This is a genomic window from Janibacter hoylei PVAS-1, assembly GCF_004025845.1.
Lineage (GTDB): Bacteria > Actinomycetota > Actinomycetes > Actinomycetales > Dermatophilaceae > Janibacter > Janibacter hoylei.
In genome coordinates, this window is sequence record NZ_PIPF01000009.1 from 137429 (window position 1) to 159263 (window position 21835).

Here is a 21835-nt window from a genome sequence, read left to right on the forward strand (position 1 = left end):
ATCAGCCTCGAGGCTGGTCTTGGGGTCGCGGGCCCCTCCCCCCGTGGGGGGAGGCACCTCCCCCGCGACGGTGGGGCCCTCCCCCCCCTTCGTCCGACGAAGGGGGGTCAGCCCGCCGAGCCGCCGTCGACGACGAGACCCGACTCGTGGGCGATGATCACCGCACCCACGCGGTCACGCACCTGCAGCTTGGCGAAGATGCTCGAGACGTGCGTCTTGACCGTGGCCGCGCCGATGACGAGCTCGTCGGCGATCTCGGCATTGGACCGGCCCACGCCCATGAGCCGCAGCACGTCGCGCTCACGGTCGGTGAGCTGGCCGAGCAGCCCGGCGTGACGACCGGTACCCCCCGGCTGGGTGGCGGGCCCGACGGACATCTGGGCGATGACCCGCTGGGTCACCTCGGGCGCGAGCAGCGCGTGCCCGTGACCGACGGCCCGCAGCGCGTCGACGAGCTGCTCGGCCTGCGCATTCTTGAGCAGGAAGCCGCTCGCGCCCGCCTGCAGCGCGGCGAAGAGGTAGTCGTCGCTGTCGAAGGTCGTGAGGATGATGACCCGGCCGAGGTCCCGCGCGACGACCTCGCGGGTCGCGGTGATGCCGTCCATGACGGGCATCTGCACGTCCATGACGATGACATCGGGGTGGAGCTCGGCCGCCAGGTCGATGGCCTCGCGGCCCGTCGACGCCTGCCCGACCACCTCGAGGTCGTCCTCGACGGAGAGCATCATCGCGAAGCCGGAGCGGATGAGCGCCTGGTCGTCGACGAGCAGGACCCGCAGGGGTGCGGTCACGTCGACGGCCCCGGTCGAAGGGGGATCCGCGCCCGCACCCGGTAGCCGCCGAGGGGGCGCGGGCCGATCTCGACCGACCCCTTGTGGGAGGAGATGCGCTCGCGGATGCCGAGCTGCCCCATGCCGGTGCCGGAGGTGCCGGGGCGCGTTCGGCCGTCGTCGGTCACCTCGACCTCGGCATAGCTCGCGTCGACGCGGACGGTGACGCGGGCGCGCTGGGCGGTGGAGTGCCGGGTGACATTGGTGAGCGCCTCCTGGGCGGTGCGGTAGAGCGAGTGCCCGACGGCCTGCGGCACGGCGGCGAGGTCCCCGTCGGTGGCCTCGACGACCTCGTGGGCGACGCTCAGGCCGGCGCTGCTCCGCTCGGCGACGAGCGACGGGATGTCGGCGAGGGTCGGCTGGGGTGCGTGCTCGTCCTCGTCGCGGACGGTGCCCCCGGTCCGCAGCGTGCCGAGCAGACCGCGCATCTGGGTGACGGCGTCACGGGAGGCGTCCTCGATGGTGGCCAGGGCCCCCTTCGCCGCGGTGGGGTCACGGTCGAGGACCCGGCGGGCCGCTGCCGCCTGCACGCCGATGCTCGAGACGTGGTGTGCGACGACGTCGTGCAGCTCGCGGGCGATGCGCAGACGCTCCTCGACGACCGCGCTCTCGCGCAGCTGCTCGGTCTGCTCGCTGATCGTCACGGTCTGCTGCTCGAGGCGGGCGCGCTGCCGGGCGGCACGCCAGGCGACCTGGCCGCCGAGGACGGCGCCGCCGAAGTACAGGAGGTTGATGAGACCGAGCATGAGGGGTGCGGCGATGGTGGCGGGCAGCCAGGCGGCGGGGTCAGCGGCCTGGACCAGGTCGCTCAAAGACTGCCCAACGGCCATCCCCCAGACCAGCCAGAGGAACATCGCGAAGATGATCACCCCGTAGACGATCGCCATCTCGCTGCGCTGCCGTGCCCACGCCACGCCACCGAGGACGACGAGGAAGTACGCGATCTGCGTCGACAGCAGGCTCGCCATGGGCGGGTCGATCGTCGAGATGGCCCAGTAGGCGATCGAGGCGGCGATGACCGTGGCGAGCGGGAAGCGCCGCCGGGTCAGCAGGAAGAGCGCGGGGACCGCGGTGTAGACCCACTGCATCCACCGCCCGGAGTCGTTGTCGACGAGTCCGCCGAGCGAACGCATGAGCTCCAGGACGAAGAGCGAGGCGGCGACGACGGCCGCGGTGAAGACGACGTCGCCACGGCTGATCGTGCCGCCGGGGCGGACCCAGTCGTCGTCGAGGGCGAAGAAGTCGCCGAGGCGGTCGGACCAGGCCATGTCGGGGCGGTCAGAGGGTGACCGGGCCACCCGGGGTGTTGAAGGTGACCGACATCAGGCCGGGGGTGCCGTGCGGGGCGACGAAGTCGAAGGTGATGACCGACGAGGTCTCCTCGGGCGGCAGGCCGCCGAGCCAGTCGGTGACCCGCGCCGGGTCGCCGGCGATCATCAGGGACGAGATGGTGACGTCGGTGCTCGCCTCGGCGGAGGGGTGCGGGGAGCCCTCGCCCCACTTGACGAAGAAGGGCAGCTGCGGGTCAGCGAGCGTGCCCTTGATGCCGATCTGCTTCCAGAGGAACTCGCGACCGTCGGCGAGACGACGGTTGCCCTCGACCGCGGTGCGGTCGAGGCGGGCCTCGACGGCGGCGAGGTCGTCGTCGACGCGGATGACCCAGCCCATCCAACCGCCGCCGGCCTCGGAGCGGGCGCGCACGACCTGGCCGAAGGGGGCCTTGTCGGAGCTCGGGTGGTCGAGGACCTCGACGATCTCGACGTACCGCTCGTGTGCGAGCGGCAGGATCATGTTGCGCGTGCCGAAGCGCGGGTGGATGCCCCCGTCGCACGGGGTGACGCCCAGGGCCTCGCCGAGACGCTCGGCAGTGGCCTTGACACCGGACTGGTCTGCGGCATAGGAGACGTGGTCGACGCGCATGCAGGCATGGTGGCACAGGCCACGCGTGGGGCCGTAATCGGGTCGGTCAGGCGGTCCGCCGCTGCCGCACGGCCTCGTAGACGACGATCGCCGCCGAGGTGGCGACGTTGAGCGAGTTCGCCCGGCCCACCATGGGGATCCGCACGTGGTGCTGGGCGCGCTCGAGCGCGATGTCGGTGAGCCCGTACTTCTCGGACCCGACGGCAACCGCCACGGCCCCGGTGAGGTCGACGTCGGTGTGCTCGACCTGGGTGTCGGGCGTCGTCGCGATGATCTCGACCTCGTGGGCGGCCAGCCAGGCCCAGGCCTCCTCGGTCTTCGCGGCGGCGACGGGGACGCTGAAGACCGTGCCCTTGCTCGACCGGATGACGTTGGGGTTGCCCCAGTCGGTCACCGGGTCGGCGGCGATGACGAGCGAGACGCCGGCGGCGTCGGCGGTGCGGAGCATCGCGCCGAGGTTGCCGGGCTTCTCGACCCCTTCGCACAGGAGGACGAGAGCACCGTCCGGCAGATCGACCTCGTCGAGGCGTCGGCCGGGAGCCGGCACCTTGGCGAGGATGCCGTCGGGGCCCTCGCGGTAGGCGACCTTTTCGAAGGCGGTGCGGCCGAGCTCGACGACCTCAGCCCCCGCGTCGCGGGCCCGCTCGACGAGAGCGGCACCGACCCGGGGGTCGAGCATGAGCTCGGGGCAGTGGAAGAGCGTGCGCGGCCGGACACCGGCGTCGAGAGCGAGCGAGGTCTCCTCGAGCCCCTCGACGAGGGTCGTGCCGGTGCTCTCGCGGATGCGGCGGCGGCGCAGGGTGACGAGGTCCTTGAGGCGCTGGTTGGCCGGGGACGTGATGACGAGATCGGACATGGCGGATCAAGCATGCCCCACAATCGGTGGATGCCCCCGGACTACCGCGTCTCAGCTCGCCGCGTCGTCGTCGCACTGGGTGCGATGTCGCTCGCCATGCTGGTCGTCGCCGCGCTGGGTCGGTGGGTGCTCATCCCGGCCGACTGGGCCCGGGCGCTGGACGAAGGGGGCGTGGCCGCCGGCACCGACCTCGTCCTGTCGGCGCCATGGCTGGGTGACGTCGCCCGTGCGTGGTCGGCCCTCAGCGGGCCGTGGGTCGTGCACCCGCTCGTGGTCGTGGTCGCGGTGACGCTGTGGGTCCGTGGGCGGGTCGGGAGGTCGGTGCTCGTTGTGCCGGCGATCGGCCTCGTCGGGTGGGCACTCGGTGCGGTGTGCAAGGAGATCGTGCAGCGGGCCCGCCCGGAGGACGCGGTCGTCTCGTACGGCAGCTGGTCCTACCCGAGCGGGCACGCGACGAATGCCGCCCTCGGCGCGGTCCTGCTCATCGCCCTGCTGACCCTCGTGGCCACGGTCTGGATCCGCTGGGGCGCCACCCTGCTCGTCGTCGTCGCAACGGCGCTGACGGCCGCCGACCGGATCGTCCTCGGCGTCCACTACGTCAGCGACGTCGCCGCCGGGCTGGTCCTCGGGTCGGCCCTGGCGCTCGTCGGGCTGCGCTGCTTCCCCCCTTCGTCCTGCCGCTGACCCGCCGCCCTCCGACTCCACATCTCCCTAGGGAAATCACCACCCTCAGTGCCATCTGCCGAGGGAAACACGACCCCACCTGCGCATTTCCCTATAGGGACTCCCCCTTCGCCGGGCAAGGGATGTGGGTCAGATGCGCTGGTGACGTGCGCGGGCGAAGCAGTACAGGCCGAAGGCCACGAGCCCCACCGCGACGACGGTCAGCAGCGCGGGACCGAAGGGCTCGTCGCGCAGGGACTTGAGCGCCCCGTCGAGTCCGTCGGCCTGCGAGGACTGGTGCCGCACCGCGGCGATGACGAAGAAGGCGCCGACGAGGGCGAGGACGGCTCCCTTCGCCGGGTAGCCGACGGCCCCGAGGGCCGTGGCGATGCGCCCGGGATGCTCCTCGAGGTCCTCGAGGAAGGTGCGGGCGACACCCTTGTACACGTGGTAGCCGCCCACGGCGATGACGGCGACGCCGACCCCGCCGACGAGCCACTGACCGGCGGGCTGCTGCATGAGCGTCGCGGTGACGTCCTGCGACGACTGCTCCGACGACGAGGAGGAGCCCGACCCGATGGCGAACTGCCCTGCGGTCCAGGCGATCGCGGCGTAGACGACGGCCTTGCCGACCGCCTTGGCCCGATCGGCTGCGCCGTCACCCGCGCCGGGGGTGACGGCCTCGGTGAGCTGCCACAGGACGAGGCCGGCGAGGGTCACGGTGATGACCCACATGAGCAGGGTGCCGGCAGGGTTGCTCGCGAGCGTGGCGAGCGCACCGGACTGATCCGCCTGCCCGCCTCCTCCCCAGCCGACGCGACCCGCGGTGTAGCCGAGGACGATGTGGAGCAGGCCGGAGGCGACGAAGCCGGCGCGCGCCAACGCCTCGAGTGCCGGGTGGTCACCCACCGTGCGTGCGGCGCGGCGGGCGTCGCCGAGATCAGGAGCAGAGGTCACCGGATCATGATGCCCGCCACCGGACGTGGTGGCGACTACCCGAGCGGACGAAGGGCGTGCGCCAACCCGTCCTCGTCGACGGACCCCGTGGTCTCGTCGGCGGCGGCCACCACCTCGGGCGGCGCGCCGCCCATGGCGACGCCACGGGCGGCCCACCGCAGCATCTCGAGGTCGTTGCGCTGGTCGCCGGCGGCGAAGGTGCGGTGCGGCTCGACCCCCAGCCGCCGTCGGACGAGCTCGAGGGCCGAGCCCTTGGAGACGCCTTCGGGCGCGAGGTCGAGCCAGGCGGTGTACCCGACGGCATAGCTCACCCCGTGCAGGCCGATGCGCTCGACGAGCTCGAGGAAGTCCTCGCTCGCCGCGTCGGGGTCGTGGAAGGTCACGCGTGTCGTCGGCCCGTCGACGAGCTGCTCGAAGGGGACGACCACCTGCTCGCCCTGGAGGACACCCTCCGGGTAGGGCCGGGCGACCTTGAAGCCGACCCCCACCTGCTCCACCGCGACGAGGATGTGCGGTGCGTGCCGCATGACGAGGGTGAGCGCCTCGCGGGGGTCGAAGGTCACGGTGTCGGCGATCCGGTAGCCCTGCGGCTCAGCGGGATCGAGCTCCAGGGTCACGGCGCCGTTGGAGCAGACGGCCCAGCCGTGGGAGAGGCCGAGCAGCTCGAGCACGGGGGTCGTGGCGACGACGGACCGGCCCGTCGAGATGACGATGTGGTGCCCGGCGTCGGCGACCGCCCGGATCGCGTCGCGCGTGGCCGGGCGCAGCTCGCCGGCGTGGGTGAGGATCGTGCCGTCGACATCCAGGGCGACGAGGTGGGGCTCCATGGGTGGAACGCTACCCGCCGACTTTGCGACACGTGGCGGCCGCAGAGGAGACCCGGCGCGCTGCCGAAGTCCCTCGTCGTCGCGTGGTCGCGTGGTCGTTCTCGACTTCGGCTTGATGCTGCGCCGGGCCTCCTCTGCGTCCGCGCCTGGCTCAGCCGCGGGCGGCGCCGAGCTTCCAGTAACCGGAAAAGGTGATCGAGCGCTTGTCCATCCCGACCTCCTGCACGAGGTGACGGCGCAGGGAGGTCGCCAGCCCGGACTCGCCGCACACCCAGGCGTAGTCGAGGTCGCAGGTCGAGGCGGGGTCGGCCACGATCGCGGGGACGACGGCGCTGCCGGGGTCGCCGGCGCCGCGGACGTGCACCGTCACCGCGGCGGGGACGTCGAGTCCGTCGAGCACGTCGGCGGACGGCACCTCGACGTGCGCGTCGATGCCCTCACCGAGACCCGGCAGGCCTCGACGGTCGCGCTCCTCGAGGATCGCGAGCAGGGCCGGCGCGGCCGTCTCGTCCGCGACGATGAGCTGACGTGCCTCGTCGAAGCTCGAGTACAGCGCACCCCCGGAGCGGAAGGCCGCCCGGTCGCCGACCTGCGCGGCCGTGGCCCACGCGGACCCGGGCCCGGAGTCGCCGTGGGTGACGATGTCGACGTCGAGCTCGGCGGTATCGCGGCGCAGCTCGCGCACCGTGTACCAGCGCAGCCCCGGCTGCTCGTTCTCGTCCATCTCGCTGATCGCCGCGCGCACGTTGGTCCGCTCGGGGTCGGGCAGGTGCAGCCGGCCGTCGGCGCCCGGCATGAGCAGGCCGAAGTACTCGTCCGGACCGAGGAGCCGGTACTCGGCGAGCTCGGGGGCCGTCAGGGTGATCCGGCGCATCACGGGGTTGAGGTCGACGACGCGCGCGACGGTGACCTCGAACTGCGACTCCTCCGGGCGCTCGGCGTAGTCGGCCATCGTGCGGCGGGCGTATGCGCGAGCGGCGCCGAGGACGACGCGGTCCTTGAGCTCGGCGATCTTCATGGCTCTCCTGAGGCCGGGTACAACGGGCTTAGGAGAGCCTAACCTGCAGCAGGCCGTTCCCCCACACGGCCGGTTTCGCTTGCCCGGACGGCGGGCGGCTCAAGCCAGGCCGAGCTCCTCCAGCCCGAAGACGTGGCGGTACTCCAGGCCGGCCTCGGCGAACTTCTCCGCGGCACCGGTCGCCCGGTCGGCGATCGTCGCGACGGCGACGACCTCGGCGCCTGCCTCGCGAGCGGCAGTGGCGGCCTCGAGCGGCGAGTTGCCGGTCGTCGAGGTGTCCTCGACGATGAGGACCCGTCGGCCCGCGATGGCCGGGCCCTCGATGCGCTGCTGGAGCCCGTGGGCCTTGCCTGCCTTGCGCACCACGAAGGCGTCCAGCCGCTCCCCCTTCGCCGCGGTGGCGTGGAGCATCGACGTGGCGACCGGGTCGGCGCCGAGGGTCAGGCCGCCGACGGCGTCGAAGTCGAGGTCCGCGACGAGGTCGAGCATGACGCGGCCCACGAGCGGGGAGGCCTCGCCGTCGAGGGTGATGCGGCGCAGGTCGACGTAGTAGTCGGCCTCGGCCCCGGAGGAGAGGGTCACGCGTCCGTGGACGATGGCCTTGTCCTTGACGATCTCGAGCAGGCGGGCGCGGTCGGCGGCGATGTCAGTCACGCCCGCAGTCTATGGACCAGGTCGGTGGCCTGCGTCGTGTGCCGGTGGCAGACCGTGTCAGGCATGGAGGCGCCGCACCTGAAGGAGGACGCGTCATGCGCGCATCCCGCCCTTCGCCCGCACGTGACGGAGGGCGAGCACACCCGGCTCATCGCCTGGGCCCACGAGCTGCGGGCGGTCCACGCCCGCCTGCGCGAGGCGCTCGACCTCGTGCGCACCGCCGGGGCGGACCCCGAGGCAGCACGGGACCTGCTGCTGTACTGCCGCGGGTTCTGCACGGCCCTGGCCCGCCACCACGAAGGGGAGGACCGTCACCTCTTCCCGGCAGTCGCCGCCGCGCACCCCGAGCTCGCCGAGACGCTGCGCAAGCTCACCCAGGACCACTCGATGATGAGTCACCTCATCGGCGGGCTGGAGGCGGCGCTCGACCGCGACGCTCCACCCGACGAGGTGTACTCCCACGTCGAGGGGCTCGGCGCGATCATGGAGTCGCAATTCGGCTTCGAGGAGAGGGCACTGCTCGAGGTCCTCGAGACGCTCGACCTCCCGACCGACCCCGCCGCCGTCCTCGGCCCGCTCTGAGCCCCCCTGCGCATTTCCCTAGGCAAATACGGTCACCCGTGGGCATTTCCCTAGGGAAATGCGACCTCCCCTTCGTATTTCCCTAGGGAAATGCGGTTCACCCGAGCGCAGGGCGAAGGGGAGGTCAGTCCGGCTTGCGGTGCAGCGCCGTGACGCGCGGGTTGCGCACGAGCGCCCGCGGGATGTGCCGCGCCAGGGCGACGACGGCCTTGTACTGCGCGCTGGGGATCGACACGACCCGCCCGCGCTCGGCGTCCGCGAGCGCCTGGCGCACGAGGTCGCTCGCGTCGAGCCAGAAGGGCCCGGACCGCGACCCCTTGTCGATCCCGGCGCGCTCGTGGAACTCGGTGCGCACGTAGCCGGGCAGCAGCGCCATGACCTGCACCCCGGTGCCGGCGAGCTGACCGGAGAGCGACTCGGTGAAGGTCGTGACGTAGGACTTCGCGGCGGCATAGGTGCCGCTCGCGGTGAGGCCGGCGACGGACGAGACGTTGATGACCTGCCCCCTCCCCCTGCCGACCATCGTCGTGGCGGCGGCGTGGCTGAGGACGAGCACCGCGCGCACCAGCACGTCGAGCAGCTGCTCCTCGGCCTCGACGGGGCTGTCGACGAAGCGCGAGCCCAGCGAGTAGCCGGCGTTGTTGACGAGCAGGTCGACCGGCCGGGCCGTGTCGCGCAGCCGCTCGGCGACCCGCTCGAGCTGCACCCGGTCGGACAGGTCGGCCGGCAGGACCTCGACGGCCACCCCGTGCCGCCCCGAGAGCTCGCCGGCCACCGCCGCCAACCGGGCCTCGTCGCGGGCGACGAGGACGAGGTCGACCCCCTTCGCCGCGAGCTGCTCGGCGAACTGCCGTCCGATGCCGGCGGTGGCGCCGGTGACCAGTGCCGTGCTCATGCGCCCAGCACCCGGTCGAAGAGCTCGCGCAGCTCGCGCCAGTGGCGGTCCTCGCCCGCCTGCTGGTGGCTCGAGGTGTCGGTCATCGTGTATCCGTGCGGGGCGTCCGGGTAGACAGCGGTCGTCGCGGTCAGCCCGTGCTCGGTCAGCGTGCGGTCGAGCAGCTCGATGCTCTCGGGCGGCATGGACCGGTCCTTGTCGGCGTGCCCGTAGACGAAGGCCGCGCGGGCGCTGCCGAGCGACAGGTGCGGGCTGTCGGGCTGGTCGGAGGCGACCTGCGCGCCGTGGAACCCGCCGCACGCCGCGATGCTCGGGTCGACGCACGCGGCGCGGGTCGCGTGCTTGGCGCCCATGCAGTAGCCCGTGGTCCCGATGGGGCCGTCGGCGACCCCGGGCAGCCCACGCAGCGCGGCGACGAAGGGAGCGACGTCGGCCTCGGTCCGCTCCTTGGTCAGCTCCGCCACCCGCGGGAAGCTCTGCTGCCCGTAGGCCGCCCGCTGCTCCGGGTCGGTGAGGTCCATGCCCGCCGGTGGCGACATCTCGGCGGCGCTGCCGAGCCGGTAGAAGGTGTTGGGCGCCAGCACGACGTAGCCCCACGAGGCGATGCGGTCGGCCATCTCCTCGATGCGCGGGCGCAGGCCGATCGCGTCCATCCACAGCAGGACGCCGGGGTGCGCCTGATCGTCGTCGGGTCGGGCCACGATCGCCTCGGCGGTGCCGTCGGCGGCCGGGATCTCGATGAAGGGACGCATGCTGCGCACGCTAACGACCCCCCTTCGCCGTGGCCAGCCCCACCTCCGGCTCAGTGGTGGCGACTCCGCCCGCCTCGGCGCTCGTTCACCTCGAGGCCGGCCCACAGGGCGGTCCCGAGGAAAACGCCGGGGAGGACGCCCCAGCTCTGGTCGGGAACGAAGAACCCCTGCCCACACCAACCACCACTGCCGCCCTGTCACCTGTGGTGGCTAGGGTGGCGCCCGTGCGCATCGCGACCTGGAACGTCAACTCCATCCGCTCTCGCGTCGACCGCGTCGAGGCCTGGCTGCAGCGCAGCGACGTCGACGTGCTCGCCATCCAGGAGACCAAGGCCAAGGAGGAGCAGTTCCCCTTCGACCGCTTCCGCGACCTCGGCTACGAGGTGGCCCACCACGGCCTCAACCAGTGGAACGGCGTGGCGATCCTCTCCCGGGTCGGCCTCGACGACGTGGCGATCGGCTTCGACGGCGACCCCGGCTTCGGCGATCCCGTGGCGCCCGAGGCGCGCTCGATCGGCGCGACGTGCGGTGGCGTGCGCGTGTGGTCGCTCTACGTGCCCAACGGCCGCACCCTCGACGACCCGCACATGGCCTACAAGCTGCAGTGGCTGGCCCGGCTGCGTGACCGCGCCGTCGAGTGGGCCGCCGACGGCACCCCCGTCGCCCTCTGCGGCGACTGGAACGTCGCGCCCCAGGACGAGGACGTGTGGTCGATGGAGTACTTCGCCGACAAGACGCACGTCTCCCCGCCGGAGCGGGCGGCCTTCAACGCCTTCCTCGAGTCCGGCTTCGTCGACGTCGTGCGCCCGTACGCCCCCGGACCGGGCACGTACACCTACTGGGACTACCAGCAGCTCGCCTTCCCCAAGCGGCGCGGCATGCGCATCGACTTCGTCCTCGGGTCGGCCTCCTTCGCCGAGCGGGTGAGCGGCGCGGCCATCGACCGCGAGGAGCGCAAGGGCAAGGGCGCCAGCGACCACGCGCCGGTCATCGTCGGTCTCGACGGCGACGACGGCGCGGCAGTGGACAAGACGGCCGAAGGGGGCGCCCCCCGGTGAGCACGACCGCCCCCGTGAGCACCGTGGTCGCCCCGGACGGCGCCCGCCTCGCGGTCCGCGAGCACGCGCCGCGGTCCGGGTCCGCTGAGGGCCCGACCCTCGTCCTCGCCCACGGCTGGTGCCTCGCCGCCGAGACCTGGGACCCGGTGGTCGCCGAGCTCCAGCGACGCCGCCCGCACCTGCGGGTCATCACGTACGACCAGCCCGGCCACGGCCGCTCGACGCCGGGCCGCTCGCGCTCGGTCTCGCTCCTCGACCTCGGCGCGGCCCTGCGCGAGGTCCTCGTCGAGTCGGCGCCGGACGGCGACGTCGTCCTCGGCGGGCACTCGATGGGCGGCATGACGGTCCTGGCCCTGGCGCAGATCGACCCCGAGCTCTTCCGCCGGCGCGTCCGCGGTGCCGCGCTCGTCGGCACCGCCGCCCATCTGGGCCGACGCCGGCCGGTCCCCGGCGAGGGACTGGCCATGGCGCTCCTCGGGCGGCTGCCGGCGTCCGCCCGGGGCCTGCCGACGACGCCACGGCTCACGGCGGCCAACCTCTTCGGCGACGACCCCGACCCGGTGGCGGTGCGCGCCACGGCGCGGCTCACGAGCAGCACGCGAGCCAATGTCGTCGCCGACTGGCACCGGGCGATCGGTGGGCTCGACTTCCGCGAGCACCTCGCCCCCTTCGCCGGGGTCCGCACGGCCGTCCTCACCGGCTCCCGCGACCGGCTCACCCCCGTCTCGGCGGGTCGGCGCCTGGCCGCCGGCATCCCGGGCGCGGACTTCTGGTCCGTCACCGGCGTCGGCCACATGATCACCTACGAGGCACCCGGCCTCGTCGCGGACAAGATCGAGCTACTCCTCGACGCCGAGCCCGCGAGCCAGCGAGCCTGACCCCTCACGACGCCTGATCCCGAGGCAGGCGAGGGCGAGCAGAGCACCGACGAAGGCGGCCCCAGCCGCCCCGACGAAGACGGTGTGCACCTGCAGCAGCGCCGCGTCGAGCAGCGCCTGCCCGCTCGTCTGCTGCTCCCGGGGCAGGGCGTCGACGGCCTCGTAGTACCGGTGCAGCCCGATGCCGGTGAGCAGCGCGAGGCCGACGACCATCCCGACCATCCGGGCGACGACGACGAGGCTGCTCGCCGTGCCGTGGGCGTGCTGCGGCGCGTCGGCGAGGGCCGCGTCGTTGACCGGCGCCAGAGCCATGCCGAGGCCGAGCCCGACGAGCGCGAGCGTGATCGTCGAGCTCACCTCGGCGAGCGAGCCGCGGTCCCAGCCGGACATCACGAGCAGGCCGGACGCCGCGAGGAGCAGCCCGATCCCGGCCGAGAGGCCGTCTCCGACCCAGCGCAGGACCCACCCGCCGAGGAGTGCGCCGACGGGCACGGCGACGAGGAACTTCACCAGCTCCATCGCCGCGTCGGTCTGCGACCCGGAGGTGGTGAGCCGTGAAAACAGGGGCACGTCGACGACCACGGCGACGAGCGCGACCCCGACGAGCAGCGACACGAGGAGCGCCCAGCCCGTGCGACCGCGCACCGTGCCGCGCGGCACGAGCGGGGAGGCCGCGGTGCGGTGCCGCCACACGTAGGCGAGCGCGGTGACGACCGCCACGGGCAGCAGGGCGTAGCCGAGCGGCCCGACGACCTCGGTCTCGGGGTCGGCGGAGCTGAAGGTCAGCACGACGCACCCGAGCGTCGTGCCGAGCAGCAGCGCTCCGGGCAGGTCGCTCTCCCGCAGCGGCGGCCACCACCGGCGGGCCGTCAGCACGACGAGGGCCAGGGCGAGCCCCAGGGTCACCAGGCCGATGGGTGTGAGCAGCCGGCTCGTCCCGACGACGGGGACGAAGGGCAGGCCGAGGTAGACGTCGGTGGCGAGTGCGGCAGGCGCCGCGAGGGTCAACCACAGCAGGCCGACGGTGACGACGCCGAGCACCGTGGTCACCAGCCGAGGACGAAGGGGGCGGCCCTCCCCGCTGTCCCCCCGATCCCTGAGGAGGCCGTCCGCGGCCGTCTCCCCCCGATCCCTGAGGAGGCCGTCCGCGGCCGTCTCGAAGGGACGCGTCGCGACCGCGATGGCCACCCACAGGAGCACCCCGAGCACGACGTTGAGCCAGAAGATCGCCCGCCAGTCGGCGACGACGAGCACCGCGGCACCGAGCAGTGGCCCGAGCACCGACCCGAGCTCCTGGACCGCGCCGACGACGCCGAGGGGCATGCCGCGGCGGCCGGGCGGCCACAGGTCGGCGACGAGGGCGAGCGTGGCCGGGACGAGACCGCCCCCGCCGACGCCCTGGACGACACGCCCCGCGACGAGCACGTCGAGGTCGACGGCGAGCGCGGTGATGCCGGAGCCGATGACGAAGACGACGAGGCACCCGAGGAGGATCCGCGAGCGCGGGACGAGGTCGGCGAGCCGGCCGATGAGCGGGAGCACGGCGATGTAGCCGAGGAGGAAGCCGGAGATGATCGGCGCGGCGCGCTGCAGGTTGTCCAGCCCCAGCCCGACGCCGCTCATCATGTCGGTGAGCGCGAGGACGACGACGTAGGTGTCGGCGGCCGCGAGAGCGACGGCGGTCGAGGCGAGCGTGAGCAGGGTCCGGGGGTTGGCCCCGGTCAGGCCGGCCACGTCAGGAGGACGGCTCGTCGATCTGCACGCTCTTGCCGTAGTCCTTGAGGGTGAGCGTGAAGGTCGTCTCGGTCTCCTTGTAGAAGTCCCCGGTGATCTTCACCGAGCGCAGCTGCCCGCTGTCGGGCTCGATGCCGTAGGTGACGTCGAAGGTCTCCCGCCCCTCGCCGAGGTTGAATAGGCGCGTAATGTCCTCCTTGGGGATCGTCCCCGTGTACTCCTGCAGCACCGTGTCGCCGGATCGGGTGCGCTCCCCGGCCGTGGCGTCGGAGGTGTGGGCGAGGATCTGGTCGACGCCGCTGCCGGTGCGGAAGAACTCGGCGGGGTTGGGCGCGCCGAGGTCGGCCATGTCGACGGGGTTGAAGTCCTTGGTGAAGAAGGACATCCACGTCTTGTCGTCGACGGCGATGATCTCGACGCCCGCGGAGTTGCCGTCGATGACGCCGGTGACCTGACCCTGGAACTTCGGGGTGGTCTTGTCGACGATGCCGGAGCCGGTGGCCGCGGAGACGCCGTTGCGCCCCTTGGGTATCGCCGACTGCTTGAGGTCGAAGCCGACCGAGCCGGCGTCGACGAAGGTCGTGCGGGCGGTCTCGAGGGCCTCGGGCGGCGGGGCCGCATCCTCGAAGGCCGAGCACCCCGCGACGAGCGTCAGGGCGAGGGGCACGGCGGCAAGCACGGATCGACGTCGCATGTCGGCCAACCTAACCCGCTGGGTACCGGTGGCGACACCACCGCGACCCAGCCCACACGATCGTGAGCTGGGCCGCGGTGGGGCCGGTCGGACCTCAGAAGTCCGAGCTGGCGGCGCGGCGGCGCCGCAGCAGACCCCAGACGACGCCGGCGGCGAGCAGGACGTAGAGGACGATCGTGATCGGCGAGCTGACGAGCACGAAGGGGTCGTTGCCCGAGTTGCCCATGGCGTCGCGCAGGTTGTACTCGGCGAGCGGGCCGAGGATGACACCGATGAGCACCGGCGCGATCGGCACGTCGTAGCGCCGCATCGCGAAGCCGAGCAGACCGAGGCCGAACATCAGCAGCAGGTCGGTCGTGCTCGCCGCCGTCGCGTAGACGCCGAAGGAGGCGAGCAGGCTGATGCCGGCGTAGAGGTAGGCCTTGGGCAGCTTGAGCAGCTGGGCCCACATCGGCGCGAGCGGCAGGTTGAGGATGAGCAGGGCGACCATGCCGATGAAGAGGCTCGCGAGCAGCGCCCACACGATGTCGGCATTGCGCTCGAAGAGCAGCGGCCCCGGCTGCATGCCGTACTGCCGGAAGGCGATGAGCATGACCGCTGCCGTCGCCGATGTCGGCAGGCCGAGCGCGAGCAGCGCGCCCATGGCGGTGCCGGCCGTCGCATTGCCCGCGGCCTCGGGGCCGGCGACACCCTGGATCGAGCCGTTGCCGAAGGTCGGCTCCGCCCGGCGACGGTCGAGGGCCCGCTCGGTGCCGTAGGAGAGGAAGGTCGGCACCTCGGCGCCACCGACGGGGATGACGCCGAAGGGGACGCCGAAGCCGGTGCCGCGCAGCCAGGCCGGCAGCGCCTGGCGGAACTCCGCGCGGGAGAGGAAGGGCCTGCCCTTCGTCGGGAGCAGCTTGGCCTCGTCGGACCGGCCGATGCGGGAGGCCTGGTGGAAGACCTCGCCGAGCGCGAGGAGGGCGACGGTGAGCACGACGATGTCGATGCCGTCGAAGAGGGTCCGCAGGCCGAAGGTGAAGCGCTCCGTCCCCGTCGGCTGGTCGATGCCCACCATGGCGATGGCCAGGCCGATCGCCAGCGCGGCAAGGCCGCGGATCGCCGAGTCGGAGACGACGGTCGCGATGGCGACGAAGGCGAAGACGGCGAGGGCGAAGTACTCGGCGGGGCCGAACTTCACGGCGGCGTCCGCCAGTGCCGGCGCGAAGAAGACGACGATGAGCGTCGAGATGATGCCACCGATGAAGGCGCCGAGGGCCGCGGTGGCCAGGGCCTGCGGGGCCTGGCCCGACAGGGCCATCCGATGCCCTTCGAGCGATGACGCGATCGCGGTGCTGTTGCCCGGGGTGTTCATGAGGATGCCGGCGATGGAGTCACCGAAGAGGCCACCGAAGTAGATCGCCGAGAGCATCGCCAGCGCGGCGAGGGGGTCGAGGCTGGCCGTGAGCGGCAGGAGGAGGGCGACCGCCATGGCCGAGCCGAGGCCGGGCAGGACCCCGACGGCGGTGCCCATGAGGGCCCCGACGAAGACGAAGACGAGGTTTTCGGGCGTGAGGATGTCGCCGAAACCGTTGAGGAGGTTGGTGATCTGGTCCACGTCACATCACCCGAGGATCCCGGCCGGCACGTGGATGCCGAGGAAGCCGCTGAAGACGATCTGGATCGCGGAGGTCATCCCGACCCCGCCGAGCACCAGCCCGAGCGGGCTGCGGGCGCCGAGGCCGAAGCCGACGACGGCGAAGAGCAGCGACCCGGCGATGAGCCAGCCGAGCGGCTGGAGCAGGGCGACGAAGAGGAGCACCCCCGCGGCGACGATGAGCAGCGAGCGCCAGTTGCTGGCCTCGGGCTCCGGCGGCGCCAGGTCGAGGATCGCGTCGGCCTCGTCGCCCGGGTCGGCGGTGACGGTGACCGGGCGCGGGCGCAGCACCTCGACGGTCATGAGCGTCGCGACGACGAAGCAGAGGACCGCGACGATCCACGGGAAGGCCTTGGGCCCGAAGAGCCCGCCGTCACCGGCGACGCGCATGCCGAGGATGCCGGCGACGAGGAAGACCCCGACGGCGGCGACGACGGCCGGGATGATCAGGGCCCCGAGGTCGACCTTGGGGCGGACGGTGGCAGTGGTGGTGTCGGGCGCGGCATTCATACCAGCCCCAGCTCCTTCATCAGCTCGTTGATGCGCTTTTGCTCGCTCGCGACGAAGTCCTCGAACTCCTCGCCCTCGGCGGGGTTGACGACCCACCGGTTGGTCTCCACGGCCTCGCCCCAGCTGTCGGTTGCGAACATCTCGTCGACGATGTCCTCGAGCTCACGACGCTGCGCGTCGCTGATGCCGGGAGGAGCGACGAGGCCGCGCCAGTTGACGAGGTCGACCTCCTCGTAGCCGAGCTCCTCCATCGTCGGGGTGTCGACCCCTTCGAGTCGCTCGGGGGCGACGACGGCCAGTGCCCGCAGGCGCCCGCCCTCGATGAGGTCACGGAAGTCGTTGTAGCCACTGATGCCGACGCCGACGGTGCCCTGGGCGGTCGAGGTGAGCGACTGGGTCAGCTCGCCCCCGCCGGAGTGCGGCGTGTAGTGCAGCTCCTCCGGGTCGATCCCGGCCGCCCGGGCCAGCTGCGCGGCGACGAGGTGGTCGATGCCACCGGCCGAGCCGCCGCCGATGGGCATGGCGCCGGGGTCCTTCTTCCACGCCTCGAGCAGGTCGTCGAGGGTCTTGAACTCGGAGTCCGCAGGCACCGCGATGACCTCGAAGTCCTCCGCGAGGCGGGCGATGACCGTCGTGTCCTCGAGGTCGCGCTGGCCACCGGCCTGGGTGATGCCCCCGAGCATGACGGTGCCGGTGACCATCATGGTCGAGCCGTCACCCTCCATGCCGATGAGCTGGCTCAGGCCGATGGTGCCGCCGGCACCGGGGACGTTGACGACGTTGACGGAGTTGACGATGCCGTCGCTGCGCAGCGCCTGCTGCGACTCGCGGGCGACGAGGTCCCAGCCACCACCGACGGCCGCCGGGGCGATGAGGGTGAGCTGGCTGCGGGCGCCGGCCCCTTGTGCGGAGCCACGCGCGTCCCGCACGGCGAAGACCGCGAGGACGATGACGGCGAGGATCCCGATGATGCGCATGACGTGGGCGCGGGCTACCACGGGTGAGACCACCTTCGTCGTTGAAGAGCCGGAGAGGCGGGGACAGGGGTCCCCCATGATGTCACCATTGCATGACCCACGTCACACACGGGGTGCCGCTCCAGTAGGTTGACGCCCATGATCATCGCCGTCGCGCACAGCCGCACCCCCGCCGGCCGGGCCGCACTCGACCTCGCCCTGCGCGAGTCGGTGCTCCGCGGAGCCGAGCTCGTCGTCCTGCACGTCGTCGACCGTGCGGAGAGCGCGACCAGCGAGGCCGAGGACGCGGTGCGCGCGTCGATCGCCGAGCACGTCCCCACGATCGAGGGCGCCGGTGACGTGCCCACCCGCATCGCGACCGCGGCCACCCGGGGCGACGTCGCCGAGGCGATCCTCGGGCTCGCGGCGGAGGCCTCGGCCGAGCTCCTCGTCATCGGGTCGCGCCGCCGCTCCCCCGTCGGCAAGCTCATCATGGGCTCGACCGTGCAGCGGGTCCTGCTCGACTCCCCCGTGCCCGTCCTCGTCACCCGGGGCTGACACCCCTCCCCCGCATTTCCCTAGGGAAATACGGCCCCCCGTGCGCATTTCCCTAGGGAAATACGGGCGACCAGAGCCGGCTCGTCGCCAGCCGAAGGGCGGGGAGGGACGCCGCCCGCAGCACCTGCCCCCGCAGGTGGCGGCGTCGGGCGAAGGCGCGGGGCGCTCCCTTCGTCCCGTGGCGGTGGACGAGGTCGGCGAGGGCGGCGGCGTCGGCGAGGGCTTCGTTGGCACCCCGCCCGAGGTTCGGGCCCATCGCGTGGGCGGCGTCGCCGATGAGCACGACCCCGTCGCCGACGGAGGTGCGCAGGGCGGGCGCGAGCAGCACCCGTTGTGCGTCGGCGGCGTCCCCCACGGCGGCCAGCACCTCTCCCACCCGCGGGTCCCAGTCGGCGAGCCGACCGCGCGCCAGCGCCACGACCTCGTCACGGTCGACCTCGGTGCTCCGGCGGTCACCGCGAACGGCCGCAAACCAGGCCGCCCCCTGCGGCCCCGGCGTCATGCCGAAGAGCCCGCCGCGGCCCCACCACTCCGTCGCCGTCGTCACCGGCGGACCGGGCAGGTGGCCGCGCAGCGCGACCCAGTCGGTGACGACCGGGGCCGACCCCGCCCAGGTGTGCTGGCGCACGGCCGAGCGCACCCCGTCGGCCCCGACGACGAGGTCCGCGCCGACCTCCGCAGCCAGTGCGCGGGGGTCGGTCACCTGCCGGGTCACCCGGGTGACCGACGGGGGGATCGCCGCCTCGAGGGCGGCGACGAGCTCGGGTCGCGGGACGAACCACAGCCGGGCCGTGTCCGTGGGGCGCAGGTCGTGCAGGGCCCGACCGTCGCAGCGGCGCAGCGCTCCACCCGTCACCGAGAGGGACGCGGCCCGCACCCGGTCGCCCACGCCGATCGCGTCCAGGGCTTCGCGCCCGCCGCGCCACATGGCCAGGACCGTGCCGGCACCGGCCCGCTCGGGCCGCTCCTCGACGAGGGTCACGTGGACCCGACGAGGGTCGAGGGCGACGGTCAGGGCCAGGCCGGCGATGCCGCCGCCGACCACGAGGACGTGTTCGCGAGCTCGCACGCCCCCAGCCTGCCAGCCCCGGGACGAAAAGGTAGTCCCCGGTGCCGGCAGCCCCTCACGGGGATCTGCCGGCGCCGGGGACTACCGCTTCAACACACAACCATCCAGCGCCCCTCAGCGAAGGGAGAGCCCGCCACCCTCCTCGTCGCGGTCGACGACGACGGTCGAGCCGTCACGCACGTCGCCGGAGAGCAGGGCGGTGGCCAGCCGGTCACCGATCTCGCGCTGCACGAGGCGACGCAGCGGGCGGGCGCCGTAGGCCGGGTCGTAGCCGGTCTCGGCGAGCCATTCGCGAGCCGCCGGAGTGACCTCGAGGTGGATCCGACGGTCGGCGAGCCGACTCGCGAGCTCGCGCACCTGCAGCTCGACGATGTGGCCGAGCTCGTCGCGGCTCAGCGCGTCGAAGATGACGATCTCGTCGAGCCGGTTGAGGAACTCCGGCTTGAAGGCTTGCCGCACGACGCCCATGACGGACTCACGGCGCGCCTCACCCTCGAGCAGGGGGTCGGTGAGGAACTGGCTGCCGAGGTTGGAGGTCATGACGAGGATGACATTGCGGAAGTCGACCGTGCGGCCCTGCCCGTCGGTCAGGCGCCCGTCGTCGAGGACCTGCAGGAGGATGTCGAAGGTCTCGGGGTGGGCCTTCTCGACCTCGTCGAGCAGGACGACGGAGTAGGGACGCCGGCGCACGGCCTCGGTGAGCTGGCCACCCTCCTCGTAGCCGACATAGCCGGGGGGCGCACCGATGAGGCGCGCGACCGCGTGCCGCTCGGCGTACTCCGACATGTCGATGCGCACCATCGCGCGCTCGTCATCGAAGAGGAAGTCGGCCAGCGACTTGGCCAGCTCGGTCTTGCCGACACCCGTCGGGCCGAGGAAGAGGAAGGACCCGGTCGGCCGGTTGGGGTCGGCGATGCCGGCCCGCGAGCGACGCACGGCGTCGGAGACCGCGCGCACGGCATCGGCCTGCCCGACGAGCCGGGAGCCGATGATCGACTCCATGCTCAGCAGCTTCTCCGTCTCGCCCTGCAGCAGGCGCCCGGCGGGGATGCCTGTCCACGCCGAGATGACCTCGGCGATGTCGTCGCTGCCGACCCGGTCCTTGACCATCGGCGAGCCCTCGCTCGCCTCGACCTCGGACTCCTGGGCCTGCGCGGCCGCCAGCTCCTGCTCGGCGGCGGGGATGTCGCCGTAGAGCAGCCGGGACGCGCTCTCGTAGTCACCCTCGCGCTGCAGCCGGTCAGCCTGCGTGCGCAGCTCGTCGACCCGCGCCTTGAGGTCACCGACCCGGTTGAGGCCGGACTTCTCCGCCTCCCAGCGCGCGGTGAGCGCGGCGAGCTCCTCGGACTTGTCGGCGAGGTCAGCGCGCAGCCGCTCGAGCCGGTCGACGGAGGCCGCATCCGACTCCTTGGACAGGTGCAGCTCCTCCATCTTCAGCCGGTCGACAGCGCGGCGCAGCTCGTCGATCTCGACGGGGCTGGAGTCGATCTCCATCCGCAGGCGCGACGCGGCCTCGTCGACGAGGTCGATCGCCTTGTCGGGCAGCTGCCGGCCGGTGATGTAGCGGTCCGACAGCGTGGCCGCCGCGACGAGCGCCGAGTCCTCGATCTCGACCTTGTGGTGCGCCTCGTAGCGCTCCTTGAGGCCGCGCAGGATGGCGATGGTGTCCTCGACGCTCGGCTCACCGACGAAGACCTGCTGGAAGCGCCGCTCCAGGGCCGGGTCCTTTTCGATGTGCTCGCGGAACTCGTCGAGCGTCGTCGCGCCGACGAGTCGCAGCTCGCCGCGGGCGAGCATCGGCTTGAGCATGTTGCCCGCATCCATGGCGCCCTCACCGGACGCGCCCGCACCGACGACGGTGTGCAGCTCGTCGATGAAGGTGACGATCTGCCCGTCGCTGGCCTTGATCTCCTCGAGCACGGCCTTGAGCCGCTCCTCGAACTCGCCGCGGTACTTCGCGCCGGCGACCATCGCGCCGAGGTCGAGGCTGACGAGCCGCTTGTCGCGCAGCGACTCAGGCACGTCACCGTCGACGATGCGCTGGGCCAGGCCCTCGACGACGGCGGTCTTGCCGACGCCGGGCTCGCCGATGAGCACGGGGTTGTTCTTCGTCCGGCGGGAGAGCACCTGGACGACGCGGCGGATCTCGGCGTCCCGCCCGATGACCGGGTCGAGCTTGCCGTCGCGGGCGGCCTGGGTCAGGTCGGTGCCGTACTGCTCGAGCGACTCGCCGCCCTCGGCGGGCGTCTCGGACGTCACCTTGCGCCCGGCGCGCAGCTCGTCGATCTTCGCCTCCATGTCGCGGGCGCCGCGGGACTCGACGGCCGCGAGGTGGCCCGTCTCGGCGAGCGCGAGCAGGAGCAGGTCGAGGGCGAGGTGCGTGTCCCCCTTCGCCCGCATGAGGGTGTCGGCCTGCTGGAGCACAGCGAGCAGGCTGCGCCCGAGCGTCGGGGAGGCCGCCGCACCGCTCGTGGTCGGCAACGAGCGCACGGCCGCATCGGCCTGCGCGAGGACGTGCCCGGCGCCGGTCCCGGCGGCCTGCAGGAGGGTGTCGCACTGCGGTGTGTCGAGCTGCACGAGGGCGCTGACGAGGTGCTCGGGCGTGACCTCGGGGTGCCCCTGGGTCTGGGCCGAACGCTGGGCCAGGGCGAGCGCCTCGGCCACCTTGGTGGTGGGCTGGAAGTCCATGGGTCTCCTCTATGGCTGGCGGATGATCTCTGTCTGGAACAACCTCCTCAGAGTTGAGTCTATTCCGCTCAACTCTGGCGCTCACCCCGTGCATGTGGCT

Annotated in this window: 22 protein-coding genes; 5 read left to right on the forward strand and 17 right to left on the reverse strand. The window is 72.7% G+C overall.

The genetic code is table 11. The features are described from left to right. Nucleotides 1–107 precede the first annotated feature (107 nt). The 4 genes from CWN80_RS09740 to CWN80_RS09755 are packed head-to-tail and all read right to left on the reverse strand — an operon-like array spanning nt 108 to nt 3606. Nucleotides 108–791 (reverse strand): response regulator, encoded by a 684-nt coding sequence (locus CWN80_RS09740; protein ID WP_007924518.1) that lies wholly within the window; start codon nt 789–791, stop codon nt 108–110. After that, the gene (locus tag CWN80_RS09745; RefSeq protein ID WP_040880565.1) at nt 788–2098 is read right to left on the reverse strand and encodes a sensor histidine kinase; all 1311 of its coding nucleotides are present in this window, start codon (nt 2096–2098) and stop codon (nt 788–790) included. Before CWN80_RS09745 ends, CWN80_RS09740 begins: the two co-directional genes overlap by 4 nt. 10 nt (nt 2099–2108) lie before the next feature. Beyond that, nucleotides 2109–2750, reverse strand: coding sequence for a VOC family protein (locus CWN80_RS09750; protein ID WP_007924509.1), 642 nt, complete (start codon nt 2748–2750; stop codon nt 2109–2111). Nucleotides 2751–2796: 46 nt separating this feature from the next. Beyond that, nucleotides 2797–3606 (reverse strand): TrmH family RNA methyltransferase, encoded by an 810-nt coding sequence (locus CWN80_RS09755; RefSeq protein ID WP_128277216.1) that lies wholly within the window; start codon nt 3604–3606, stop codon nt 2797–2799. Nucleotides 3607–3636: 30 nt separating this feature from the next. Here CWN80_RS09755 and CWN80_RS09760 point away from each other — a divergent pair, with 30 nt between their 5' ends. After that, on the forward strand, nt 3637–4290 hold the full coding sequence (locus CWN80_RS09760) for a phosphatase PAP2 family protein (RefSeq protein ID WP_157986925.1): 654 nt from the start codon (nt 3637–3639) through the stop codon (nt 4288–4290). Between the two features lie 129 nt (nt 4291–4419). Here CWN80_RS09760 and CWN80_RS09765 read toward each other — a convergent pair whose 3' ends face one another. From CWN80_RS09765 to pyrE, 4 genes are all read right to left on the reverse strand, one after another. Continuing rightward, complete coding sequence (locus CWN80_RS09765; protein ID WP_128277218.1) at nt 4420–5226, reverse strand: DUF1206 domain-containing protein; 807 nt, start codon at nt 5224–5226, stop codon at nt 4420–4422. Nucleotides 5227–5261: 35 nt separating this feature from the next. Further along, nucleotides 5262–6053: an HAD family hydrolase gene (locus tag CWN80_RS09770; RefSeq protein WP_007924874.1), complete on the reverse strand. Its 792-nt coding sequence runs from the start codon at nt 6051–6053 to the stop codon at nt 5262–5264. 151 nt (nt 6054–6204) lie between these two features. Continuing rightward, nucleotides 6205–7071: a siderophore-interacting protein gene (locus CWN80_RS09775; protein WP_007924876.1), complete on the reverse strand. Its 867-nt coding sequence runs from the start codon at nt 7069–7071 to the stop codon at nt 6205–6207. Nucleotides 7072–7170: 99 nt separating this feature from the next. After that, nucleotides 7171–7725: an orotate phosphoribosyltransferase gene (gene pyrE, locus CWN80_RS09780; RefSeq protein ID WP_007924878.1), complete on the reverse strand. Its 555-nt coding sequence runs from the start codon at nt 7723–7725 to the stop codon at nt 7171–7173. A gap of 63 nt (nt 7726–7788) precedes the next feature. On the opposite strand from pyrE, the gene CWN80_RS09785 reads away from it, so the two are divergent. After that, nucleotides 7789–8307, forward strand: a complete 519-nt coding sequence (locus CWN80_RS09785) for a hemerythrin domain-containing protein (protein WP_238148166.1) — start codon at nt 7789–7791, stop codon at nt 8305–8307. A gap of 124 nt (nt 8308–8431) precedes the next feature. Here CWN80_RS09785 and CWN80_RS09790 read toward each other — a convergent pair whose 3' ends face one another. Together CWN80_RS09790 and CWN80_RS09795 are read right to left on the reverse strand one after the other, a co-directional pair. Beyond that, nucleotides 8432–9202, reverse strand: a complete 771-nt coding sequence (locus tag CWN80_RS09790) for an SDR family NAD(P)-dependent oxidoreductase (protein WP_007924882.1) — start codon at nt 9200–9202, stop codon at nt 8432–8434. Then, nucleotides 9199–9954, reverse strand: a complete 756-nt coding sequence (locus tag CWN80_RS09795) for a dienelactone hydrolase family protein (RefSeq protein WP_040880642.1) — start codon at nt 9952–9954, stop codon at nt 9199–9201. Before CWN80_RS09795 ends, CWN80_RS09790 begins: the two co-directional genes overlap by 4 nt. Nucleotides 9955–10178: 224 nt before the next feature. Between CWN80_RS09795 and CWN80_RS09800 the strand changes: the two genes are divergently transcribed. Beyond that, entirely contained in the window at nt 10179–11012 is an 834-nt protein-coding gene (locus CWN80_RS09800; RefSeq protein ID WP_040880643.1) for an exodeoxyribonuclease III, read from the forward strand. After that, on the forward strand, nt 11009–11890 hold the full coding sequence (locus CWN80_RS09805) for an alpha/beta fold hydrolase (RefSeq protein ID WP_007924888.1): 882 nt from the start codon (nt 11009–11011) through the stop codon (nt 11888–11890). Before CWN80_RS09800 ends, CWN80_RS09805 begins: the two co-directional genes overlap by 4 nt. On the opposite strand, the gene CWN80_RS09810 is transcribed toward CWN80_RS09805, so the two are convergent. The 5 genes from CWN80_RS09810 to CWN80_RS09830 all read right to left on the reverse strand — a co-directional run bounded on the left by CWN80_RS09810 (nt 11852) and on the right by CWN80_RS09830 (nt 17462). Next, complete coding sequence (locus CWN80_RS09810; RefSeq protein ID WP_007924895.1) at nt 11852–13624, reverse strand: MFS transporter; 1773 nt, start codon at nt 13622–13624, stop codon at nt 11852–11854. The genes CWN80_RS09805 and CWN80_RS09810 overlap by 39 nt on opposite strands. Nucleotide 13625: 1 nt before the next feature. Next, a complete protein-coding gene (locus CWN80_RS09815) occupies nt 13626–14318 on the reverse strand; it encodes an LppX_LprAFG lipoprotein (protein WP_128277219.1) in 693 nt (230 codons plus the stop codon). Nucleotides 14319–14412: 94 nt separating this feature from the next. Further along, nucleotides 14413–15915 (reverse strand): tripartite tricarboxylate transporter permease, encoded by a 1503-nt coding sequence (locus CWN80_RS09820; RefSeq protein WP_007924900.1) that lies wholly within the window; start codon nt 15913–15915, stop codon nt 14413–14415. Between the two features lie 6 nt (nt 15916–15921). Beyond that, the gene (locus CWN80_RS09825; protein ID WP_007924903.1) at nt 15922–16464 is read right to left on the reverse strand and encodes a tripartite tricarboxylate transporter TctB family protein; all 543 of its coding nucleotides are present in this window, start codon (nt 16462–16464) and stop codon (nt 15922–15924) included. Beyond that, nucleotides 16461–17462, reverse strand: coding sequence for a Bug family tripartite tricarboxylate transporter substrate binding protein (locus CWN80_RS09830; RefSeq protein ID WP_238148167.1), 1002 nt, complete (start codon nt 17460–17462; stop codon nt 16461–16463). The genes CWN80_RS09825 and CWN80_RS09830 overlap by 4 nt, the downstream gene beginning before the upstream one ends. 117 nt (nt 17463–17579) lie before the next feature. On the opposite strand from CWN80_RS09830, the gene CWN80_RS09835 reads away from it, so the two are divergent. After that, on the forward strand, nt 17580–17978 hold the full coding sequence (locus tag CWN80_RS09835; protein WP_007924907.1) for a universal stress protein: 399 nt from the start codon (nt 17580–17582) through the stop codon (nt 17976–17978). A 52-nt stretch (nt 17979–18030) separates the two neighbouring features. Here CWN80_RS09835 and CWN80_RS09840 read toward each other — a convergent pair whose 3' ends face one another. After that, nucleotides 18031–19047, reverse strand: a complete 1017-nt coding sequence (locus CWN80_RS09840) for an FAD-dependent oxidoreductase (RefSeq protein WP_040880638.1) — start codon at nt 19045–19047, stop codon at nt 18031–18033. 114 nt (nt 19048–19161) lie between these two features. Further along, complete coding sequence (clpB, locus tag CWN80_RS09845) at nt 19162–21735, reverse strand: ATP-dependent chaperone ClpB (protein WP_007924912.1); 2574 nt, start codon at nt 21733–21735, stop codon at nt 19162–19164. Between the last annotated feature and the right edge of the window lie 100 nt (nt 21736–21835).

Excerpts from the sequence above, each read along its gene's own strand:
- clpB (WP_007924912.1), bottom strand. The coding sequence starts at position 21,735 with ATGGACTTCCAGCCCACCACCAAGGTGGCCGAGGCGCTCGCCCTGGCC.
- CWN80_RS09815 (WP_128277219.1), bottom strand. The coding sequence starts at position 14,318 with ATGCGACGTCGATCCGTGCTTGCCGCCGTGCCCCTCGCCCTGACGCTC.
- CWN80_RS09750 (WP_007924509.1), bottom strand. The coding sequence starts at position 2,750 with ATGCGCGTCGACCACGTCTCCTATGCCGCAGACCAGTCCGGTGTCAAG.
- CWN80_RS09745 (WP_040880565.1), bottom strand. The coding sequence starts at position 2,098 with ATGGCCTGGTCCGACCGCCTCGGCGACTTCTTCGCCCTCGACGACGAC.
- CWN80_RS09835 (WP_007924907.1), top strand. The coding sequence starts at position 17,580 with ATGATCATCGCCGTCGCGCACAGCCGCACCCCCGCCGGCCGGGCCGCA.
- CWN80_RS09760 (WP_157986925.1), top strand. The coding sequence starts at position 3,637 with ATGCCCCCGGACTACCGCGTCTCAGCTCGCCGCGTCGTCGTCGCACTG.
- CWN80_RS09755 (WP_128277216.1), bottom strand. The coding sequence starts at position 3,606 with ATGTCCGATCTCGTCATCACGTCCCCGGCCAACCAGCGCCTCAAGGAC.
- CWN80_RS09825 (WP_007924903.1), bottom strand. The coding sequence starts at position 16,464 with ATGAATGCCGCGCCCGACACCACCACTGCCACCGTCCGCCCCAAGGTC.
- CWN80_RS09785 (WP_238148166.1), top strand. The coding sequence starts at position 7,789 with ATGGAGGCGCCGCACCTGAAGGAGGACGCGTCATGCGCGCATCCCGCC.
- CWN80_RS09770 (WP_007924874.1), bottom strand. The coding sequence starts at position 6,053 with ATGGAGCCCCACCTCGTCGCCCTGGATGTCGACGGCACGATCCTCACC.
- CWN80_RS09795 (WP_040880642.1), bottom strand. The coding sequence starts at position 9,954 with ATGCGTCCCTTCATCGAGATCCCGGCCGCCGACGGCACCGCCGAGGCG.
- CWN80_RS09775 (WP_007924876.1), bottom strand. The coding sequence starts at position 7,071 with ATGAAGATCGCCGAGCTCAAGGACCGCGTCGTCCTCGGCGCCGCTCGC.
- CWN80_RS09790 (WP_007924882.1), bottom strand. The coding sequence starts at position 9,202 with ATGAGCACGGCACTGGTCACCGGCGCCACCGCCGGCATCGGACGGCAG.